Genomic DNA, 22,219 nt, shown 5'->3' on the forward strand with positions numbered 1-22,219 from the left:
TCTTTTGGACCTGCAACGTCTGGACATGCATCATCTTTATCAGCAATACCATCTCCGTCTGTATCAGGACAACCGTTGAATTCTTTTAAACCAGCGATTTCTGGACATGCATCATCTTTATCATATATTCCATCACCATCAGTATCTTTTCCTCCAAATTTGAAGATAAGACCAGCAGTGTGTTGGAAGTGAGACGGTGCATCTGGGACTCCAGCAGCATCTTCTCTATCTCCGAATGATTTCTTGTAAGAAGTCTCAAGAGCTAAACCAACATTGTCAGTAAACCAGAAAGTTAATCCAGCACCTGGATTTAAAGTTCCGTAGCTACTGTCCCCAAAGAAAGTATAACCTCCACCAACATGTAAAGATGGGTCAATTACTTTAGATCCAATTAGGTTCATGAAGCTATATCTCAATGTAGCATCAATTCCGTAGTACATTAAATCACCAGGATTACTGTTTACGTAACCACGTGAATCGTGTCCTGGAGCAGTTGGGTCAAATTTAACATACTTGTCAATTTTGTTAACCGAACCTTGCAATCCGAAAGAGAAGTTATCTCCTAAATATCTAGATACACTAATGTAAGATACAGAAGGAAGTACATTCCAGTTGTCTTTTGTTTGAAATGGTTGAGAAAAGTGACGATCTAACCATCCGTTACCTCCACCCGCACTAGTTTTAGTGTCTACTGCGTTAACTCCAAAAGAGATAGCCCATGGGTTGTTACTGTCTTGAGCTTGAGAACTTAATCCCATAACCATCATAGCAGCAACTAAAATTTTGTTAAGATGTTTCATACTTATTTGTTTTAATTACAATTTTAGTTAATTACAAGCAAAAGTAATGCGATAATTATTAACCACAAAATCAAATGTTAAAAAAAACCACTTTAAAACCTTAAAAGTGGCAATATTGTAAATTTGGATGATAATTACACAACTTTCAGAGTATGACCAACTTCGATAAATGCAGCAATAGCTTTATCTAAGTGTTCTTTAGTATGAGCAGCTGATAATTGAACTCTAATTCTAGCCTTATCCTTAGGTACAACTGGAAAGAAAAACCCAATTACATAGATTCCTTTTTTCAATAATTCATCTGCCATAGTTTGTGACAACTTAGCATCGTACAACATAACAGGAACAATAGCCGAATCTCCTTCAACAATATCAAAACCAGCTTTTTTCATACCGGCCTTGAAATAGTTTGTATTCCATTCTAATTGATCTCTTAACGTCGTGTCTTTTTCTAATAATTCAAAAACTTTAATAGAAGCACCCACAATTGCTGGTGCTAATGAATTAGAGAATAAATACGGTCTTGAACGTTGACGCAACAATTCGATTATTTCTTTTTTGGCAGTAGTATATCCTCCCATGGCGCCACCTAGAGCTTTTCCTAAGGTTCCTGTAATTATGTCTACTCTCCCCATTACTCCTTTTGCTTCAAGCGTTCCTTTTCCTGTTGCTCCAATAAAACCAGCTGCATGACATTCATCAACCATCACCATAGCATCGTATTTATCTGCTAGATCACAAATTTTATCAAGAGGTGCTACTACACCATCCATAGAAAAAACACCATCAGTTACAATAATCTTGAAACGACTTCCTGCTTCATTTGCTTTGATCAATTGCTGCTCTAGGTCTTCCATGTTACTGTTTTCATAACGATAACGTGACGCTTTACATAAACGCACCCCGTCAATAATAGAGGCATGGTTCAAACTATCTGAAATTATTGCATCTCCTTCACCTAATAATGGTTCGAATACGCCACCGTTTGCATCAAAAGCTGCTGCATAAAGGATAGTATCTTCTGTTCCGTAGAATTCAGAAATTTTTCTTTCTAATGTTTTATGAATATCCTGCGTCCCACATATAAATCGCACAGAAGACATTCCGAAACCGTGCGTATCCATAGCATCTTTAGCAGCCTGAATTACATCTGGATGTGATGACAACCCTAAGTAGTTGTTAGCACAAAAATTCAAAACTGTTTCTCCTGTTGAAATCGTAATTTCAGCATCTTGAGGTGAAGTGATGATTCTTTCTTTCTTGAATATCCCGTTGTCTTCTATTGTTTGCAATTCGTTTTGCAAATGTTCTTTTATTTTTCCGTACATAATTTATGGTGTATTTTGTTTAAAGTTTTATTTGTTTAGCGTTATAATAATAACTGCAGTATAATTTCTATTCGACCTTATAGTAGACCAACAACAACTTGAACCCACTTTTACGAATAATTCATTTATACGTTACAAATTTACTACATCGATTCCTTTTCCGATGTAAATCAGCGCTTTTTTTACGACTTTATAACCCATTAGTTCTATCGCCTGCTCGTAACCTTCTAATTGCTTTTGATATTTAGCATTATGAGCTCCCGTTTTATAATCTAAAAGATACACTTCCTTAGCTTGGTTTATGACCATTCGATCTGGCTTGATGGTGTTCCCTTCTTTTTGAATGATCGTTTGTTCGTTTAAAACTGTGTTTCCAGATGCAAAACATTCTGCTAATTCCGGATGGTTTACAATATCTACAATCGTTTGATGAACCAATTCTTTTTGCCCAAAATTGATTAGACCGTTTTCGATTGATTTATCAACAGCTAATGTTACATCTTCTTTGGTTTTCACCAAAGATAAAATCTCGTGAACCAGATTCCCATACTCAATAGACTCCTGCTGGTGGGTTCCCCACATCAATGCTTCGCGCTGGGCGATTTTTATGTTTTTTGGGTTTAAAGTTTCCGCAACAACTTCAATCTTTTTTGAAGTATCGACATGCTTTGATGCTGCGGATAATTTTACCGGACTACCAAATGCATACTCAAATTTCTCTGGATCAAAACCATCTTTACTGTCCAAGTACTTGATAAAGAAAGTCGACATATTATTTGGCTTTACCTCTCCCTTACTCGTTAAATTCATATTCGAAATAACATACAATTGTTCCTCTGCACGGGTTAAAGCTACGTACAAAACATTGATATTATCCAGTAATTCCTCTTGCTTCTTTAAATCAAATACTGCTTTGGCTTTTTCACCAAAACCCTCAACAGCACTACTATTATCAATAAGTACTTTTGGCAAATCAAAATCGGCTTCCTCAGTATCTAACCACAATTTATCTTTTGGTTTTCTACTGTAATCTTCCTCGGCAAATGGCATAATAACCACCGGAAATTCCAATCCTTTTGACTTATGAATGGTCATAATACGCACGGCATTATTCCCCTCTGGTGACGGAATACTGAATTTCTCTGCATTTTTATCCCAGAAGTTCAAGAAATCGGCAATTCCAGCTTGGTTGCGAACGTCGCGTTCAAGAACGATGTCGAGGAAGTATTGCACATACGCTCCGCCGCCTTTGGCTAGCTCTGGCGATAAGAATTTTGAAATAACTACCTCCACCGCTTCGTACAATGATTTCTTTCGAATATTTTGAAACGAAAGATTAATATCAAAACTAGTGAGCCAGTTCTCAAACTCTAGTTCGTTTTTATGCTCCATTCCCTGAGCAATGAAGTCGTGAACATCTAATTTGTCCTGAACATGCTCTGCGATATAATGCAGAAAATAAGCTTTCGCCTCTAAGTCGGCGTTATTTTTAAGGTATTTTAGTAAGTGAATGATTAGGCGTACCTCGGTTGCGTTCTGGATCATCAATGTTTCTGATGATAAAAGCGGAATATTTTGCTCGGTTAAATAATTGGCAATCGCAACACCTTGACTGCGTTTGCGGGTTAAAACAACAATGTCTTTGTATTCAAAACCTTCTCGAAGGACTTTCTGAATCGTATTTAAAGTCGCCAAAACAAATAACGCTGTTTTATCCAGCGCTTCATCATCGTCATCAGTAGCTTCTACTTCTGGAATAAAAGAAATATTTACATAGCCACCGGTTTTACTATTCGTTTTTTGATGGCTGTGATTTTCATATAAATCTTTGTAATCAGGATGCTCAAACTCGCCCGAAAGCATTTTGAAAAACTCGTTATTAAAATCGATCACTTGTGAGTACGAACGGTAGTTTTTATCTAAATGCTCGAGTCTTTTATCTGGATTATTGAACGGATTATTGTCTTTACTCAACGCTATAAACTGCTCTGCTTTTCCACCACGCCAGCGATAAATAGATTGTTTAGGATCTCCTACAATCATCAACGTGCCTTTTTCGCCAAAGTCATCCTGACCCGAAAGCGCATTATCAATCAACGGAATTAAATTCTGCCACTGCATCTCTGAAGTATCTTGAAATTCGTCAATAAAAAAATGGCGGTAACGCTCCCCTAATCGCTCATATATAAAAGGAGCGGGTTGATTTTGAATTTCGCGATGAATAAGCGAATTGAATTCGGTTATCGAAAGCACATTTTGTTCTTCCTGAATTTTTGCTAATTCATTACTCACCGTATTCAATAAAGAAAGTGGCGTAATGTTTTTAAGAAAGGCTTTATAGAAATCTCTTTTTTCGAAATTTTTATAAATTGTAGCTAGGATTTGGATTAATTCCGGAATTAGATTCTCAATTAACGCGCGGTCTTTTGCTGTTTTGTTGATAGCGATATCATCAAACTCGTGAAAGGTTTTATTTTTTGGATTGAATTTTTCGTCTCGAATGCTAATCACGTGATTGGGAAACGTACCTCTAGAAAACGATTTTAAATCGATACCGTTATTTTCAATTAGCGTCAAAGCAGCCTGAGCAAATTCGGCGTTGTCTTTTTCTAAAACTTTACAACTTGCTATTAATTTCTTCTTAATCTCGACAAAATCGGCAATGGATTTATCCTGAAAATGAGTAATTTCAGATCGGTGGTTTTCGTTCAAAACCAATCGTCCCGTATCTAGAATTTCACGCGAAATATCCCAAGACTTATCATCATCGGTTTTTTCCATCGTGAAATCAATCAGCAATTTGGTGAGTGTTTCATCTTCCCCTGCTTGTGCAATAATGGCATCAACAGCTTCGATTAATAAATTTTCGGTATCTAGCGTAACTTCAAAGGTCATTGGTAAATTTAAGTCATGCGCAAAAGCACGAATTACTTTATGCGTAAATTTATCAATAGTCGAAATATCAAAAGCCGCATAATTGTGAATAATGTGCTTGATGATTTGCTGCGACTTCACTTTTATTTCTATAATCGAAAGTCCCGTATCTGTGGATAAATCTTGCATTAACTCAGCCGCCTTTTGAGAAGGTTCGTCCTTAGCAAATTCAGACAAACTCCCTACGATGCGGCTTTTCATTTCGTGGACCGCTTTATTGGTAAACGTAATAGCAAGAATATTTCTGTACGCATCATTTTTATGTGCGGTTAGAATAATTTTTAAATATTCTTTGACCAGCGCGTAAGTTTTTCCAGAACCCGCTGAGGCATCGTATATGGAGAAAGAAGGTCTCCCCACCCCTCCCGACTTTTTAGGACTACCCGAAGGGGAGGGAGTCGAAACTGGATTTATATTGTCTTCTGAATTGCTGATATTTTCCATGGTGGTTTTATGTCTGAATAGCTTTTTTTGTGAAAAAATGCTTCTCTAATTTTTACAATTTTTCTTTAATTGCACTTCCGGTTATCGATGGCTGTGGATCCTAGCCCTGATGGAAACGGCATCCTTTGCTGCCGGGTTTCGGCAGGAAAGATAGAGTGTACAGCAGGAAAAAGCTCCTAAAAAACAGCTTAAAGAATAGGTTGCTTTTAAAAATTGTTTGTTTAATGTTTAAAAGTAGTATTTTTGCACTATGGAAACAAATAGACAGAAAAAAATAGGTGGGGTGATCCAAAAAGATTTGGTTGATATCCTGCAAGGTGAAGTGAGAAAAAATGGCGTATCTAATTTAATTATTTCGGTATCTAAAGTTAGTGTGACTACAGATTTGTCTGTGGCGACGGTGTATTTAAGTGTATTTCCTCAAGATAAGGCTGCTGAAATTTTGGAAGCTGTGAAGTCAAATGCTAAAACAATTAAGCATGATTTATCACAAAGAGTGCGTTTGCAATTAAGAAAAGTACCTAATTTAGTTTTCTTTATTGATGACTCTTTAGATTATATTGAAAAAATAAATACTGCTTTGTCAAATAGAGATAATCCTATTGAAAACAGAGATCTATTAGAAAAACGCAAGTTGATATAATTTGAATTTCCCTCTTTACATAGCCAAACGTTACATAAGAAGTAACAGTAAAAACAGTGCCATAAACATTATTAATCGCATTGCGAGCATGGGAATCATTGTTGGCGCGATGGCTTTGTTTGTGGTTTTGTCGGTTTTTAGTGGCTTGAAAGTTTTTAGTCTTTCGTTTACTAATGATATCGATCCCGACATTAAAATAAGCAGCACACTGGGGAAATCATTCTTTATTTCGCCAGAACAAGAGGCCGAAATCAAGAAAATTGATGGCGTAGCTTCTTATTCAAAAATTATAGAAGAACGCGTTTTGTTTGTTTTTAATGACAAGCAAGTAGTCACCTACTTAAAAGGTGTTGACACGCAGTTTGATAAAGTAAATGACATTAAAAAAACACTCTACAATGGGCAGTGGCTTGAAAAAGACACCTACCAGGTAGTTGTAGGTTATGGTATTGCACAAAAATTTTCGATGGGATTATTGGACTTTAATAATCAGCTCGAAGTAATGGTTCCAAAACCTGGAAAAGGAACTATTGAAAACGCCGAACAAGCTTTTAATAAAAGCGTGGTTTATCCTGTGGGGATTTACGCTATTAGCGAAGACTTAGACTCAAAATATGTTTTTGCCGACTTAGGTTTAGCACAAGAACTATTAGAATATAAACCCAATCAAATTTCGGGAATTGAGATTAAAGAGAAAACGGGTGCCGATGAAAATGCGATTATCGCCAAACTGAATGCCATTTTTAAAAATAAAATCACGGTAAAAAACAGAGCGCAACTTAATGAGTCCCTTTATAAAATGTTGAATACCGAGAATATCGCTGTGTACTTAATTTTTACTCTCGTGATTGTAGTGGCGCTTTTTAACTTGATTGGCGCTTTGATTATGATGATTCTAGACAAAAAAGGGAATCTAAAAACGCTGTTCAATCTAGGGACCGAAATCAAAGATTTACGTAAGATATTTTTACTTCAAGGTACCTTATTAAGTGTTTTTGGTGGGCTTATAGGTTTATTTCTCGGAATAATAATTGTGTTATTGCAACAGCATTATGAATTGATTATGATTACTCCTACACTGGCTTATCCAGTAATTTTCTCGATCGAGAATGTATTAATCGTCTTAGGTACCATTATTACTCTTGGATTTATTGCTTCGCTAATTGCAAGTAGTCGCGTGAGTAAAAAATTATTAGAGTAAAATTCTAGGCATTCTAAAAAAATAAATTCCACTAATTTTCACAATTTGAACTGTGATAATTAATGGAATTTGCATTTTAAATCTTCTTGATAAACTGTTTAAACTACTTCATAACCAGCATAAGCTTGCTCGATATTATTTAAAATAGCAAATAATTCTTGTGGGTTATCCTGAGTAACTAATTGTTGCTTAAATGGTTTAAAAGAATGAATACCTTTAAAATAATTAGTGTAATGCGGACGGGTTTCTACAATTCCTAATCGTTCTCCTTTCCATTCCATTGCCCATGTTAAGTGATTACGAACAGCTTCTACTCTATCCACGACTGTAGGCTTAGCTAAATGCTCTCCTGTTTCAAAGAAATGCTTGATTTCGTTAAAAATCCATGGATAACCTATTGCAGCACGACCAATCATGATACCGTCGATACCGTATTCGTTTTTATATTGTAATGCTTTTTCAGGACTATCGATATCTCCATTTCCAAAAATAGGCATAGTAATTCTAGGATTGTTTTTTACTCTAGCAATATGCGACCAGTCTGAATGGCCTTTGTACATTTGGGCACGTGTTCTTGCGTGAATGCTTAAAGCAGCAACCCCTATGTCTTGCAAGCGCTCAGCAACTTCATCAATATTAATCGAACTATCATCCCAACCCAACCTCGTTTTTACTGTTACTGGTAAATGGGTACTATCGATCACCGCTTGTGTTAAGCGAATCATCAAATCAACATCTTTTAAGACTCCAGCTCCAGCACCTTTACAAACTACTTTTTTTACAGGGCAACCAAAGTTAATATCAATAATATCAGGGTTTACAGTAGAAACAATTTTAGATGAAAGTGCCATTGCTTCTTCGTCTCCACCAAAAATTTGAATTCCAACAGGGCGTTCATAATCAAAAATATCTAATTTCATTCGGCTTTTGATGGCGTCACGAATCAATCCTTCTGAAGAAATAAACTCAGAGTACATCATATCGGCACCATGCATTTTACACAATCTACGAAAAGGTGGATCGCTCACATCTTCCATAGGTGCAAGGAGTAAAGGGAAATCTGGTAATTCTATGTTGCCAATCTTAATCATCTTCGTTTAATTTTTTGCAAAAATACGGTTTTCTAAAGGATTGCTTAAAATATTTTTTTCTCAGTTAAATATTTCCAGTATCGTTTAGGCACATGTTGCACATGCAGCTTCATATTTTTTCTTTCTTTTATATTCGTGTGATCAAAATATTCGACCCACAATTTCTGGTAATTTATTTCTTTTTCATCGTAGATCTCCTCTTCATTTTGAAGCTTTTTCTCAGCGTCAGCGTCTAAGGTGACGATCTCCGTATTTTCCAAATTATAGTAAACGCCATATCCTCTTTTAAAATCATATATCAGCCATTTTTGATCTTGATATCTGTTTTTAAAATGTCTAACAATTAACGTCAATACATTAAAATCAGGATAGATTTTAGCAAAATAAATACCGTCTTTCAACAATTCGAATCGAATAAAAGCTTCCATTCGATGCTTCTCCCTTCCCACACTTTTCACAAGTTTAGAAATCTTGAGAACATCAGGATTAGAAAAATCAGCAAATACATTTTTACCAGAATTATCGACAGCGTATTTAATTGCTCTGAACAAAATATTTTCAGCATCTTCAGTCTCTGATAAAAATGCGTATAAAATTTGTCGCACTCCTTCTTTCCCTAACTGCTTTTCTAACCGTGCTAACACTCGATCTGACTTTTCATCATTTGTAATTACAGTAATAATTTCGGCAAAAAGTGCATTTTGACCTTTACCTGCCCCAATTATAGAAACATCCTGATATTTGTATTCGAAAATTTCAAAAACGGCAGTAAAAAAACCCTCTATTGTATTATCGTAAGAAAGAATCGTCATTTAAAAGTGATAATTGATTACTAAAGGGATTTTCAAATTTACTCCTAGTATCTTTAAGAATAATATCTTTTAAATTTACTGCATCTAGAAAGTCCAGACTTCGATTTGCGTTAGCAACGGTAATAAAATATTTGGCTCTATTAGTCGAAACTCCAATTTTCTTGATATGTTCTAAAGTCAAATTCTTGAAGCGTCGTGCTTGAATGATTTTGTAAGCCGATTTTACTCCAATTCCTGGAACTCTCAAAATCATTTCTAAAGGTGCGGTTTGTATCACTACCGGAAATTTATCGACGTTACGCAATGCCCAACTCATTTTTGGATCTACTTCTAAGTCTAAAAACGGATTGTTTTGCTCTAGAATCTCATTGGCTTTAAAGCCATAAAAACGCATTAACCAATCGGCTTGATACAATCTATTTTCGCGCACTAATGGCACTTGCGAGCCTAAAGCTGGTAAACGAGCATCATTTGAAACAGGTACATAACCAGAATAATACACTCGTTTTAAATTAAAGTTTTTATAAAAATGATCGGCTACTTTTATAATTTGTAAGTCGGTTTCTGGAGTTGCGCCCACAATTACTTGTGTACTTTGTCCTGCAGGAGCAAACTTAGGAGTAGACTTGATAATTTTCTTCTCGTCTTTGTAAATTAGGATTTCGTTTTTAACAAAATCCATCGGTTTAATCATTTGTTGGTGACTCTTATCTGGCGCAAGTAGTTTCAGACCTGACTCTGTAGGGATCTCCAAATTCATACTTAATCGATCTGCATACAAACCAGCTTCGCGCATGAGCTCGTCACTCGCATCAGGAATACTCTTTAAATGAATGTAGCCATTGAAATTATGTTCGAGACGCAATTTTTTAGCTACTCTTACAAGTCTTTCCATAGTATAATCGGCATCTTTAAAAATACCAGAACTTAAGAATAATCCTTCGATATAATTTCTTCTATAAAAACTCATAGTCAAATCGACAACCTCATCTACAGTAAATGCAGCACGTTGTATATCGTTACTTATGCGAGTCACGCAGTAAGCGCAATCATAGATACAAAAATTTGTTAATAATATTTTTAATAAAGACACGCAGCGCCCGTCCTCAGTGTAAGTGTGACAAATACCCGTTGCTGATGAGTCGCCTAAACCTTTTGAGGTGTTCTTTCTATTACCTCCGCTTGACGAACAAGAAACATCATACTTAGCGGCATCTGCAAGGATTTCCAATTTTTCTTTTACTCTTTCGTAATTCAAATTTTTAATATTTAAGGGATACAAATTTAGTGATAAAAACGTATTATTCTCCCAATAATCAAACATTTAGGATTTGTTTAAGCTTTCTGTTTATCTTTTAAAATAGTAGGCAAAATGTTTGAAACTTTGCCCTATATTTGCACATTCAAATATCAAATGTATTTTGATACTAATTGACTGATTTACGAAGATGAAAAAAATAAGGAATTTTTGCATTATTGCACATATTGATCACGGTAAGAGTACACTAGCAGACCGATTATTAGGTGCTACACAAACTGTTACAGCACGTCAAGAAAAGGCACAATTACTAGACAATATGGATCTAGAGCGTGAGCGTGGTATTACCATTAAAAGTCACGCCATCCAGATGGAATATACCTATCAAGGTGAGGAATACATCCTTAACTTAATTGATACTCCGGGACACGTCGATTTCTCTTATGAGGTTTCGAGATCAATTGCAGCCTGTGAAGGAGCGTTATTGATTGTAGATGCTGCTCAAAGTATTCAAGCACAAACGATTTCAAATTTATATCTAGCTTTAGAAAACGACCTGGAAATTATTCCGGTTTTAAATAAAGTAGATTTACCATCAGCTAATCCTGAGGAAGTTAGTGATGATATAATTGATTTACTAGGATGTAAACTAGAGGATATTATTCATGCTTCAGGAAAAACAGGTTTTGGTGTCGAAAATATTTTGGCTGCCATTATCGAAAAAATTCCACCACCATCAGGAAATAAAGACGAACCATTACAGGCTTTAATTTTCGATTCTCACTACAACCCTTTTAGAGGTATTGAAGTGATCTTTAGAGTGGTAAATGGAGAGATCAAGAAAGGGCAAAAAATCAAGTTCATGGCTACTGGTAATGAATATTTTGCTGACGAGATTGGTACCTTAAAATTAAACCAAGTTCCTAAACAAGTGATTTCAGCTGGAGATGTTGGTTATTTAATATCTGGGATCAAAGAGGCGAAAGAAGTAAAAGTTGGAGATACACTGACTGATGCTAAAACGCCTACAACTAATATAATTACTGGTTTTGAGGATGTAAAACCAATGGTTTTTGCAGGAATCTATCCAGTAGACACTGAGGATTATGAAGAGTTAAGAAACTCGATGGAAAAATTACAGTTGAACGATGCGTCACTTGTATTTTTACCAGAAAGTTCGGCTGCTTTAGGATTTGGTTTCCGTTGTGGATTCTTAGGAATGTTACACATGGAGATTATTCAGGAGCGTCTAGAACGGGAGTTTAACATGACGGTGATTACTACGGTTCCCAACGTTTCTTATTTGGCTTACACCAAAAAAGATCCAGAGACTCCACTTGTGGTAAACAACCCATCTGACTTACCAGAGCCTTCGCGTTTAGACCATGTAGAAGAGCCGTTTATCAAAGCGACTATCATTACGAAGTCTGACTATGTTGGTAATGTAATGAGTTTGTGTATCGAAAAACGTGGTTTGATTACCAATCAAACGTATCTGACAACTGAAAGAGTTGAGTTGACTTTTGACATGCCGCTAGCAGAAATTGTATTTGACTTTTACGATCGTTTGAAAACGGTTTCTAAAGGATATGCCTCTTTTGATTATACGCCAATTGGAATGAGAACATCTAGCTTAGTAAAAGTAGATATTTTATTGAATGCTACTATTGTGGATGCTTTATCGTCATTGATGCATACTGACAACGCTTACTCTATTGGTAAAAAAATGTGTGAGAAGTTGAGAGAGTTGATTCCGAGACAACAATTTGACATTCCAATTCAAGCGGCGATTGGGGTGAAAGTGATTTCACGTGAAACTATTAAAGCCTTACGTAAAGACGTTACTGCCAAATGTTATGGTGGAGATATCTCTAGAAAGCGTAAGTTACTTGAGAAACAAAAGAAAGGTAAAAAGCGTATGAGACTTGTAGGTAACGTAGAGATTCCTCAAGAAGCGTTTATGGCTGTTTTAAAATTGAATGATTAATTTTTTTCTCCAAAGAATAGAAGAAAGAAACAAGAATAGAGAAAAACCCTGACGATGTAAAATTGTCAGGGTTTTTTGTTTGATATAATGAACGATAAAATAGTGAAATTGAACACTAATTACTTTGATTTCAACCATTCGAACAATCGATTAGCATCTTCTACTTTAAACAACTGCGTTCCCTCATTCATTGTTGCTGCAGATCCGCAGGCTACTCCCCAACGCAACACTTCATCTAAACTCTTATTTTGCGAAAGCGCCCACACCATTCCGCCTACCATACTATCTCCTGCGCCCACAGTACTTTTTTTAGCTACATGAGGAGCTGGAACATAATCATACGAATCTTTTGTTACTAGCGCAGCACCTTGTGGACCAAGAGAAACAACTATAATTTCTGCGCTTCCTTGCGCAATAATCTTTTTGGCTGCTTGGTTTACCTCTTCCATTTCTAGGCGGTCTACACCTACTAATTTAGCTAGTTCTCCTACGTTTGGTTTTATTAAATAAACGCTCGTTTCCAAGACCTTTTGCAAAGATTCCCCTGAGGTATCTACAATCACTTTTATATTTGAGTTCTTAGCGTGCTCGGCAATTTCTTTGTAAAAATCTGTCGATAGCCCATCATTTAAACTACCACTTAGTACTAAAAAATCTGTAGACAAGGCTGCTATTTTTTCGAGTATCGTTACCTTTTCACTTTCGCTTAAGGCAGCACCCGGAAAACCAAAACGATATTGAGAGTTCGTATTATCATCTACCGCTACAAAACTCTCACGTGTCCAGTTTTGCACAGTGACTGGGTCGATGTTTATAGCTTCTTTAATAAGCAATTCTTTCATCATTTCGCCCGTAGGTCCTCCTGCTGTAAACAATGCAAGAGACTCCCCGTTTAAACGCGCAATCGCTTTAGAAACATTTATTCCTCCGCCACCTGCATCATAACGTGGGGCATCGCATCTTATCTTTTGTTCTGGCACTAAGCCGCGCAAATGCGTGCTTTTATCTAAAGCCGGATTTACTGTTACCGTTGTGATTTTATAATGTTTCATGTTATAAATTTAATGTTACGCCACCTAATTTCAAAATTAATAAAAGGCTTTTAAAAATAAAAAAGACGAAGAGAATATCCCTTCGCCTTTTGAAATTAAACCAAATTAAAGTTTTCTACGATTATCATCAGAATTGGTGTCAATCAACTTATTAAAGGGATCCACTCCAACCTCTGTAGGTTTTTCATCAACAATAATAGAAAGTTTGTTGTCAATTTTATTGATTCTGTATTTTTTAAGATGCAGCTGTTTTTCAACCTTTTTATCTTTAATCTCATCTTGTTTAAAGATTCCTATTTCGATAAAATCATTTAAAGGCAATGAACTAAGACCTATCTCGTCACCTTTTTTCCTGTACGATATAGTCTTACCATTAGCATCTTTATAGATTCGAGTTCCTTGATCATTTGAACGGTATTTAGCCACATTAAACTGAATATCTACTTGGTACTTCCCATTTTTCAATTTTTTACTCGTAACATTAGTAATGTTGTTATCATACAAAGTGATAGTTTCAAACATATCCTTGATTGTATATTGTAAAGAATCTGGGGTAGCTGCTTTTAACATAGTCACTAGCTCGATACTATTGGTATAGGGAGCGTCCTGAAAACCAACTTTCTTTATGTACTCCTTTAAAACATTGTTTAAGTTTTTCTCTCCAATAAAGTCGCTTAGCGCATAAAAAACTAGCGAACCTTTGTTATAATGTATGTATTGCTGGTTTTCATTATACATAAGTGGTTGCTCTTTTTTGCGTTCTCTTGTTCTTCCTTGTAAGTACTTATCAAGGGCGACCTTAAGGAATTTACGCATTTGAGATTTACCGTATTGATGCTCTAAAACTTTAAGCGAACTATATTCTGATAAGCTTTCAGATGACATTGTGGCTCCTTGTACATTTGCCCCTATTACTTGATGTGCCCACCATTGATGAGCAACTTCATGTGATGTTATCGCAAAAGGATAATCTACCGCTTCTTGATCTTCGTCATCTACAGATGCTATGAAACCTATCGCTTCTGAAAACGGAATCGTGTTTGCAAAAGATTGCGCAAATTCTCCACCAGTTTTAGGATATTCGATTATTCGAACCTGTTTGTGCTGATACGGACTAAAATTTGCGGTATAATATGCCAATGATTTTTTAACTCCAGCAATCATTCGATCTAAATTATATTCATGCCCTTCCTGATAGTAGATTTCGATAGCAACATCGTTCCACTTGTCTTTTTTGACCTTATACTTAGCTGAATTATATGCGTAGAAGTTCAGCATTTTTTGGTCCATTTTATAATGAAAATAGTTTCTTCCGTCTTTTTTCCATTGCTTTTGCAAGTATCCTGGAGCAATAGCAGTTTGATCTCCCGCCGTACTAACTGTTGTTTCAAATCTTACCCAATCAGCATCGTTACTAATGTACGTATTCATTCTTGCAATAGAATCAGTAGGACTAGCCATACGATCCTTTGGCTTTAAGCCATAGGTTTTTCTAACTTCATCATCTGTCAATTCACCTTGATCATTATAGCCTATTGACGGAAAAATGCCGTTGTTAATGAAAGTTCCATTAGCAATCACAGGAGAATTCGATCTAAAAACAGTGTTTGCTTCATTTTTAATTTCGAAATTCATTACAATAGAATCCCCTACAGCAAGTGGCTGATCTAATTTATAAATATTGAAATTAAACACACTATCCTTTGACACTAATTTAGTTGCAACCGCAAACTTGATTTTAGTTTTATACTCATTATAGTCGATAAATATAGAGTCGATAGCTTGCTTGCTTTTATTCTTTAAAATGTAGGTTCCGCTTGCAACAAAATCTCTTTTATCAGGATATAAAGCCACATCAACATTGATTGCGGTAATACGCGGTTGTGCATAATTTTGATATTTCTTGTATTTCTTTTCCCAAGTCGATTGCGATTTCTCATTATCTAAGTTAGAGTCATACTGGTGTAAAACATTATTTTGATAATAAAAAGTCGCTCCCAATGCTAAGAACCCAATCAAAGACAAACGGATTAAAAGTGCTTTTGCCCCATGAAAACGTTCTTTAGCATCTTTTAATCTTGCCGAAGCTTTTTGCCCCATTCCTCTCGTCCAGAATAATAATGTAAACCCGAACAAAGCCAACCCTAACATAAACCAATACCCTTTATATAGGAAATAAAGCGGCAGGCTACTTCCATATCCATTCATATCAGAATATTGAAACCCACCATCACTATTGAATCTAAAAACACCCTGCTCTACACCAAGAGTTGGTAAATAAGCCAATCCTATTGTTAAAATTAGCAATACAAAAAATCCTAGTAAGTAGTTTTTAAAAAGTGTTTGTATAAAAAATGCTAAGAAAGCCCAGATTATAAAATTGACCAATTTTATAACATATAATTCATAAAGATAATGGCCTATTTCGAAATTATAATAACTATGATATGTTTGAATTGCTACACCAGCTATTAGAATTACTGCTAGTAAAACGATTTGCATTTTTACTACTGCTAGAAACTTAGAGACTAAAAATACCCAGTTAGGTGTAGGCGTTACATCTACTAAGTGATTCATTCTAGTGGTAGCACCATGATGCGTAAGTATACCAGCAAATAAAAATGTAAGTAAATTAATAAACAAACCAAAAGTGCTTCCTGGTATCTCAAGCATTTGCCAAGTTGTAGGATAGGTACTTGTTCCAAAAATAACTCCAGATGTCAGTGACGTTAACAATATAAAAACGAGCCCTACAATTACAATACTAATGAAAACCCAATTTTTAACGATAAAAATAAAGTCGATGTTCGAAAGATTCCAAGCTGTTTTTAGATTATTTTTTGTCGAATAATTGAAAGTAGTATTAGGAAGTTTTATTCTAGTGATACCTCCAAAATTATTTTTAGTAACGCGTTCTTCCTTTCTACTTTTTCCAAAAGTTAATGCCGTTTGTGTAAATGAAAAATAGCGATATAATAAAATAAATATGATAATTGAAACACCTAACCACAACAACCTATTGTATATAATCACACTATCAAAAGGCAGTAAATTTGCATTTTTCTCTGAAGCGGTCCAGTATTGCGTATAATAGGAAAGAGCCTCACTACCAGAAGGATTTAGAATTCCAGCTAAATAACGATTGTCTGTATCATTAGTAAAGCTCCCTATAATAGCATCTAAAAACAACAATACAATCACTGCAATAAATCCTACAGATATATTTCTAGTAATGGTAACGATCGCAAAAACGATAACGCCGTAAAAAAATAAATTCGGAATTACAAAGATGCAGTAGATTTGTAAGTAGGCTACGATACTGTATGGTCCTAACAAACTTTGATTAGTACCTGGTAAAAAACTTGCGAGATACGTGGCAACGCCAATACCCGCTACAATTAAGATTACTATAAAAAATGAACTCAAGAACTTCCCTAGTAAATAATCCATTTTAGTAAAAGGATATGAAAAGAGAATAGTGTGCATATTATATTTAAAATCCCTGTAGATAGAGGCTCCAATAATGGTAGGCACTAAGAAATAGGTAAAGGTAGATAGGCCATTTATTAAACCATTTAATGCTATGGGCGAGTTGACAAGAGTATTAGAAGAGGTCGTTACTGTGAAACCATCAAAAATACCTAGTGCAGCAGCAGCCATCAATAATGAGAAAATAAAAAATAACGTTGTATAAATGTAAAAAGACGGATTTTTAAGCCACCTTTTTACTTCAAAAGTAAATATAGTTCCTAACATAATACAGTATCTTTTTTAAGTGCTACAAAATATACATCTTCTAATTGCGGAGCAGCCGTAACAAATTGTTCGTCAGGTTGCCCGATACTTTGCACTCTAATATTTAAGGTATTATCTTGATTGTAATTAGACGAGATAACATTAAATTTTTTCTCATTTTCCTCTAAGCTATCTCTATCAATAACCTTAGTCCATATTGTACCCTCAAGTGCCGCAATAACTGCTGTAGGTGTACCTTTAGTTAGAATTTTCCCTCCATTTAAAATGGCAACCTCATTACAAAGCTCTTTCACATCATCAACAATGTGCGTCGAAAAGATCACAGTATGATTTGTCCCTATCTCGCGTAACACATTCAAAAAACGATGTCTTTCTGCTGGATCTAAACCAGAAGTAGGTTCGTCAACTATAATTAATTTTGGGTTGTTCAACAGCAATTGGGCGATTCCAAAACGTTGTTTCATTCCTCCAGAATAGCCGTTTACAAATTTCATTCGAACTTCATACAAATTAGTCACCTCTAGGACTTGTTTGATTATCTCTTGTCTTTCTTTTTTACTCGAAATCCCTTTTAACTGAGCAAAATAATCTAGTAAGCTTTCAGCAGACATGTTAGGATAGACTCCGAATTCTTGCGGCAAATAGCCCAAAACTTTTCTTAGCGACATCTGATCTTCTAAAACGTTACTACCATCAAATTCAATCGTACCCGAATCTGGTTTTTGTAACGTAGCAATTGTTCGCATCAATGATGACTTACCAGCACCGTTAGGTCCGAGTAAACCAAACATTCCAGTTCCAATTTCTAAATTCAAATTATCAAGTGCTTTTACACCGTTTTTATAGGTCTTACTAAGGTTAGTTATTTTCAGGTTCATTGTAAAAAATTTAAATGGTTTATACATTAGTAGGTAAACAACTGCAATTGTTACAATAATATTAACAAGTAGCCGAAAATATTCTTACAAAAAACCAAATAGATGCTCCCTGAAAAATCACTATCTAATTATCTTTGTACCTTTGCTTTTTAAATTAAAAATAATGATTGAAGATAAAAACCCACAACGCACTAGTATTGCACAATTAGGAGAATTTGGACTGATAGATCACCTTACTAAAAACTTTGAGGTAAATCAAAGTTCTACGTTAAAAGGTATAGGAGATGATGCAGCTGTTTTGGATTTTAAAGAAAAAAAAGTAGTCGTTTCTACTGATTTATTGATAGAAGGAGTACACTTTGATTTGGCTTACATGCCCTTAAAACATTTAGGATATAAAGCTGTAGTAGTTAACATCTCTGATATTTGTGCAATGAATGCAAAGGCAACGCAAATAACAGTGTCTGTTGCGGTGTCAAACCGTTTTCCACTAGAGGCTTTAGATGAATTATTTGAAGGAATTGCTCACGCTGCCGCTGAATATAAAGTAGATGTGATAGGAGGAGATACTACCTCATCTCAAAAAGGATTAATTATAAGTATCACCGCAATAGGTGAAGCAGACGAAGACGAAATCGTTTATAGAAATGGAGCAAAAAGTTCTGATTTATTAGTAGTTACGGGAGATATAGGTGCCGCTTATATGGGATTACAAGTTCTAGAAAGAGAAAAACAAGTGTTTCAAGTGAATCCAAATTCGCAGCCCGACTTAGATTTGTATACCTACTTAATTGAACGCCAATTAAAACCTGAAGCTCGTAAAGACGTACGTACTTTATTGCATGCTTTAGAGATCAAACCAACATCCATGATCGATATCTCTGACGGTCTTTCATCTGAAATCATGCACTTGTGCAAGCAATCAAAGGTAGGTTGTAATCTTTATGAAGATAAATTACCCTTAGACCCACAATTAATAAGCGTGTGTGAAGAATTTGATATCGACAGCACAACAGTTGCAATAAATGGTGGAGAAGATTATGAGTTGCTATTTACAATTGCAATGGAAGATTTCGAAAAAATAAAAGCTAATCCTAATTTTTCTATTATTGGACACATGGTTCAAGAAAGTGAAGGAATACACTTAGTTACTCGAGCTAATACTCGCATCCCTCTTAAAGCTAGAGGGTGGAACGCATTAAGCGAATAATAAGAAAGGGCATCATTTAAAAATGATGCCCTTTTTTATAACTAAGAATCTACTTAAAAAAGCAATCCTTTATTTCTCGCTTCTCTTACCAGCTCGATATCTGTACCGTCAGCTAAGCCTAAGACTTTTTTTAAGTTTAATTTTCTTGCTTCTATTGCATTCAAAGAGATAGGAATGTATTGTGTCATGTCTTTAGATTTTGTTGCTTTAGACAGATGGAAAAGTATTTGTTTATCAAATAAATCTATCTCGATACCGTTATCCTGAGATGCTAACATCTTCACTACAGACTGACTATAATACCTTTCTCCATTGATAACTTTATCAAAAGCAAATAGCAGTTCATCAAATGTTAAATCATTTTTAATAACTAATCCGTAGGGATTAATGCCGTTAATTATTGTTTGAATTTTTAAAAACTCAGTGAACATCGTTAATAAAATAATCTTACAATGTGGCATTGTTTCTAACAGTAGTCTCGCTAAGTCCTCACCAGAATATAATTGTTTTGCCTCGTAGGTAGGCATACTTATATCTAGGAAGGCAATGTCAAATGTAGGTGTATCAGGATTTGTAATTAAATGATAAGCAGACTCACAGTCTTTAGCCTCATCAATGATAAAATCAAAACTTTCAGGTTGATACCTTGTAATTGCATTTTTATACCCTTGAATAATAAAAGGGTGATCATCTACAATTAAAATATTATTCTTAATACTGGCATTAGTCGCAGGGTTAGTCGTCATTGGTTTTTTGTAGGTGTTTATATTCTTTCGATTGGAGCTGTAATCACTATGCTTGTACCTTGTTTTCTATTAGACTCAATAACGATCTTTCCGTTACAGTCTTTAGTTCTAGAGTAAATATTCTGTAGACCTATACCTTTACTTTTTGCTTTGGTATCAAATCCTACTCCGTCGTCACTAATCGTTAAAACAATTTGATCATTTTCTTTTATAAATTTAATATTTATTGCATTTGCAAAAGCATATTTATTTATATTTTGTAATGATTCTTGCACAATACGGTACAAATTAATTTTCACTGAGTTCGTCACTATTTCCCATTTGATCGATGAATCGATTGTTGTTGTAAGTAAAGTGCAGTAGGTTTTTCTTTGCTCTTCAAATAAATTTTCGATTATTGCTACGAAGTTATTAATTAAATCGGATTTCTCTTTACTTAAGTCATGCGAAATTTCCCGGATATCTTGCTCAATATTCTTTAACTCTGACAAATAACTGTTTCGCTGCTGTACAGCCATATCATCATTGAAGCCGTTCAAACTATCTAAGTTCATGCGCACTCCAAAAATCCTGCCTAGCACACCATCATGCAACTCTTGAGCCACTCGTTTCTTTTCTTCCACTCTATTGATTTCGATAGCACTTTGCTGAGAAATCATTAAGTTATAGATTTCTTCATTTGAAATTTGCTGTTGGTGTTTGTATTCAAGCTCTTTATTTTTAGTCTTTTGTGCTTGAATGATATAGAATAGAAAAGCCAGTAAGACTATAAAGATAAATAAATATACTAAGTTTCTATTTTTAGTTTCTAAATCTGAATACTCATTTTTAAGTTGATCAGTTTCGTATTCTATCCGAGTAAATTTATCGCCCATTTTACGCTCTGCTTTTTGCAATTGGTCATTTAAGTGAATGTACTCTGTGTTGTATGCCACAGCATTTTCAGGTTCTATGATCGCCAACTCTTTCAATGCAGCTAATACATCTCTGGAGACTTTTGTACTTCTAGCAAGTGCTAGAGCTTCTTTTGAATATTTAACAGCTTTAGCACTATCTTTTTTAACCGCAAAGTATTCAGCAAGATGGATTTTATTTACAAAAATACCAGATTTTAAATCTAAATCCTCCCTCATTTTTAATGACTTATAGAATAGATCTAAAACGTCTTTATCATCTTTTAGTAAAAATTTAGAATACGCATAATTATCGACTAACATTGCATATAATGCTGGTTTTTGAATTTTTAAATTTTCTTGTGCCAAACCTTTTTCAAAATAATCTTTACCTGCAGGATAATTTTTTATAGTTAAATATAAAAAACCTAAATTATTATAAATAGTAGCTTTCGATTGAAACTCTTCATGTAAAACTTCGGTATCAGTAATGACTAATGCCTTCTTATTATATAATATAGCAGTTTCGTAGTCTCCAAGTTCATGATGGATTAAGCTCAAAACATTATTTGCTTCAAATCTAATATTTCCAGCACTTTTCTCGTCTTTGACAGCTCTCAAGGCTTTAATGGTTGACTGCTCTGCAGCTAAAAAATCCCCAGATCTAAATAACAAACTAGACTTACTTATTAATGTCCGCCCTAAATTAATTTTATCACCTTTCTCATTATATAATTTTTCAGCCTTATAATAAAACTGAAAGGCGCTATCTGTTTTTGATTGAGAATCATAATAGTCCCCTAGATAATTATAGGCTTTGGCCATACTCGTCGTATCCTTTACTTTTGCAGATTGTTGCAAAATAACTCGAACGGTATGACTATAGTCATTAAATTCACCAACATTGTAGAAACGATTGGCTACTTTAAATAGATTCACCCTACCAATGGAATCATTTTCTTGTTCGCTAACAATACTGAGGGCTTTTTTAGTATACATCAACCTCTCTACTTTAGACAAATTAAAATCATTTGCAAAGGAAAAATAGGTTTTCAAACTATCTAATGAAGTGGTCTGACTCTCAAAATTATTTTTATCTGAACATTTAATAAAAATAATTGCAAAAACAAGAGTTATAAAAAAACGATAATCTTTTTTCAATGGGGCGTGGTTTCCTCAAAAATAG

The 22,219-nt window shown here is 34.9% G+C and carries 15 protein-coding genes; 4 read left to right on the forward strand and 11 right to left on the reverse strand.

Annotation, left to right across the window (positions count from 1 at the left end):
• The 3 genes from HNQ00_RS09065 to HNQ00_RS09075 all read right to left on the reverse strand — a co-directional run.
• Positions 1-800 (reverse strand): thrombospondin type 3 repeat-containing protein (locus HNQ00_RS09065; RefSeq protein WP_173838019.1); only part of this gene is annotated, 800 nt, incomplete at its 3' end.
• Between the two features lie 134 nt (positions 801-934).
• Positions 935-2,128: a glycine C-acetyltransferase gene (kbl, locus tag HNQ00_RS09070; RefSeq protein WP_173838020.1), complete on the reverse strand. Its 1,194-nt coding sequence runs from the start codon at positions 2,126-2,128 to the stop codon at positions 935-937.
• A 132-nt stretch (positions 2,129-2,260) separates the two neighbouring features.
• Positions 2,261-5,422 carry a UvrD-helicase domain-containing protein gene (locus HNQ00_RS09075; protein ID WP_173838253.1) on the reverse strand — a complete coding sequence of 1,054 codons (3,162 nt, stop codon included), beginning with the start codon at positions 5,420-5,422 and terminating at the stop codon, positions 2,261-2,263.
• A 334-nt stretch (positions 5,423-5,756) separates the two neighbouring features.
• Between HNQ00_RS09075 and rbfA the strand changes: the two genes are divergently transcribed.
• Both rbfA and HNQ00_RS09085 read left to right on the forward strand, forming a co-directional pair.
• On the forward strand, positions 5,757-6,149 hold the full coding sequence (rbfA, locus tag HNQ00_RS09080; protein ID WP_173838021.1) for a 30S ribosome-binding factor RbfA: 393 nt from the start codon (positions 5,757-5,759) through the stop codon (positions 6,147-6,149).
• A gap of 1 nt (position 6,150) precedes the next feature.
• On the forward strand, positions 6,151-7,350 hold the full coding sequence (locus HNQ00_RS09085; protein WP_173838022.1) for an ABC transporter permease: 1,200 nt from the start codon (positions 6,151-6,153) through the stop codon (positions 7,348-7,350).
• Between the two features lie 98 nt (positions 7,351-7,448).
• Here the strand turns inward: HNQ00_RS09085 and dusB are convergent, their stop codons facing one another.
• Genes dusB through HNQ00_RS09100 form a run of 3 tightly spaced genes read right to left on the reverse strand, consistent with a single transcriptional unit; the run spans position 7,449 to position 10,511 of the window.
• Entirely contained in the window at positions 7,449-8,441 is a 993-nt protein-coding gene (dusB, locus tag HNQ00_RS09090; protein ID WP_173838023.1) for a tRNA dihydrouridine synthase DusB, read from the reverse strand.
• Between the two features lie 44 nt (positions 8,442-8,485).
• Positions 8,486-9,253 carry a TIGR03915 family putative DNA repair protein gene (locus HNQ00_RS09095; protein WP_173838024.1) on the reverse strand — a complete coding sequence of 256 codons (768 nt, stop codon included), beginning with the start codon at positions 9,251-9,253 and terminating at the stop codon, positions 8,486-8,488.
• Positions 9,231-10,511, reverse strand: coding sequence for a putative DNA modification/repair radical SAM protein (locus HNQ00_RS09100; RefSeq protein ID WP_173838255.1), 1,281 nt, complete (start codon positions 10,509-10,511; stop codon positions 9,231-9,233). The genes HNQ00_RS09095 and HNQ00_RS09100 overlap by 23 nt, the downstream gene beginning before the upstream one ends.
• 190 nt (positions 10,512-10,701) lie before the next feature.
• Here HNQ00_RS09100 and lepA point away from each other — a divergent pair, with 190 nt between their 5' ends.
• Positions 10,702-12,498: a translation elongation factor 4 gene (gene lepA / locus HNQ00_RS09105; protein WP_173838025.1), complete on the forward strand. Its 1,797-nt coding sequence runs from the start codon at positions 10,702-10,704 to the stop codon at positions 12,496-12,498.
• A gap of 119 nt (positions 12,499-12,617) precedes the next feature.
• Here the strand turns inward: lepA and HNQ00_RS09110 are convergent, their stop codons facing one another.
• The 3 genes from HNQ00_RS09110 to HNQ00_RS09120 all read right to left on the reverse strand — a co-directional run bounded on the left by HNQ00_RS09110 (position 12,618) and on the right by HNQ00_RS09120 (position 18,184).
• Entirely contained in the window at positions 12,618-13,550 is a 933-nt protein-coding gene (locus HNQ00_RS09110) for a 1-phosphofructokinase family hexose kinase (protein ID WP_173838026.1), read from the reverse strand.
• Between the two features lie 105 nt (positions 13,551-13,655).
• The gene (locus tag HNQ00_RS09115; protein WP_173838027.1) at positions 13,656-17,306 is read right to left on the reverse strand and encodes an ABC transporter permease/M1 family aminopeptidase; all 3,651 of its coding nucleotides are present in this window, start codon (positions 17,304-17,306) and stop codon (positions 13,656-13,658) included.
• Positions 17,300-18,184 carry an ABC transporter ATP-binding protein gene (locus tag HNQ00_RS09120; protein WP_173838028.1) on the reverse strand — a complete coding sequence of 295 codons (885 nt, stop codon included), beginning with the start codon at positions 18,182-18,184 and terminating at the stop codon, positions 17,300-17,302. The genes HNQ00_RS09115 and HNQ00_RS09120 overlap by 7 nt, the downstream gene beginning before the upstream one ends.
• A 163-nt stretch (positions 18,185-18,347) precedes the next feature.
• Between HNQ00_RS09120 and thiL the strand changes: the two genes are divergently transcribed.
• The gene (gene thiL, locus HNQ00_RS09125) at positions 18,348-19,394 is read left to right on the forward strand and encodes a thiamine-phosphate kinase (RefSeq protein WP_173838029.1); all 1,047 of its coding nucleotides are present in this window, start codon (positions 18,348-18,350) and stop codon (positions 19,392-19,394) included.
• A gap of 53 nt (positions 19,395-19,447) precedes the next feature.
• Here thiL and HNQ00_RS09130 read toward each other — a convergent pair whose 3' ends face one another.
• Both HNQ00_RS09130 and HNQ00_RS09135 read right to left on the reverse strand, forming a co-directional pair.
• Positions 19,448-20,140, reverse strand: a complete 693-nt coding sequence (locus HNQ00_RS09130; RefSeq protein ID WP_173838030.1) for a response regulator — start codon at positions 20,138-20,140, stop codon at positions 19,448-19,450.
• A 17-nt stretch (positions 20,141-20,157) separates the two neighbouring features.
• Positions 20,158-22,194: a tetratricopeptide repeat-containing sensor histidine kinase gene (locus tag HNQ00_RS09135; RefSeq protein ID WP_173838031.1), complete on the reverse strand. Its 2,037-nt coding sequence runs from the start codon at positions 22,192-22,194 to the stop codon at positions 20,158-20,160.
• Between the last annotated feature and the right edge of the window lie 25 nt (positions 22,195-22,219).

This window comes from Flavobacterium aeripolare, from assembly GCF_013294025.1.
Taxonomy (GTDB): domain Bacteria; phylum Bacteroidota; class Bacteroidia; order Flavobacteriales; family Flavobacteriaceae; genus Flavobacterium.

Excerpts from the sequence above, each read along its gene's own strand:
- kbl (WP_173838020.1), bottom strand. The coding sequence starts at position 2,128 with ATGTACGGAAAAATAAAAGAACATTTGCAAAACGAATTGCAAACAATA.
- rbfA (WP_173838021.1), top strand. The coding sequence starts at position 5,757 with ATGGAAACAAATAGACAGAAAAAAATAGGTGGGGTGATCCAAAAAGAT.
- dusB (WP_173838023.1), bottom strand. The coding sequence starts at position 8,441 with ATGATTAAGATTGGCAACATAGAATTACCAGATTTCCCTTTACTCCTT.
- HNQ00_RS09095 (WP_173838024.1), bottom strand. The coding sequence starts at position 9,253 with ATGACGATTCTTTCTTACGATAATACAATAGAGGGTTTTTTTACTGCC.
- lepA (WP_173838025.1), top strand. The coding sequence starts at position 10,702 with ATGAAAAAAATAAGGAATTTTTGCATTATTGCACATATTGATCACGGT.
- HNQ00_RS09110 (WP_173838026.1), bottom strand. The coding sequence starts at position 13,550 with ATGAAACATTATAAAATCACAACGGTAACAGTAAATCCGGCTTTAGAT.
- HNQ00_RS09115 (WP_173838027.1), bottom strand. The coding sequence starts at position 17,306 with ATGTTAGGAACTATATTTACTTTTGAAGTAAAAAGGTGGCTTAAAAAT.
- HNQ00_RS09120 (WP_173838028.1), bottom strand. The coding sequence starts at position 18,184 with ATGAACCTGAAAATAACTAACCTTAGTAAGACCTATAAAAACGGTGTA.
- thiL (WP_173838029.1), top strand. The coding sequence starts at position 18,348 with ATGATTGAAGATAAAAACCCACAACGCACTAGTATTGCACAATTAGGA.
- HNQ00_RS09130 (WP_173838030.1), bottom strand. The coding sequence starts at position 20,140 with ATGACGACTAACCCTGCGACTAATGCCAGTATTAAGAATAATATTTTA.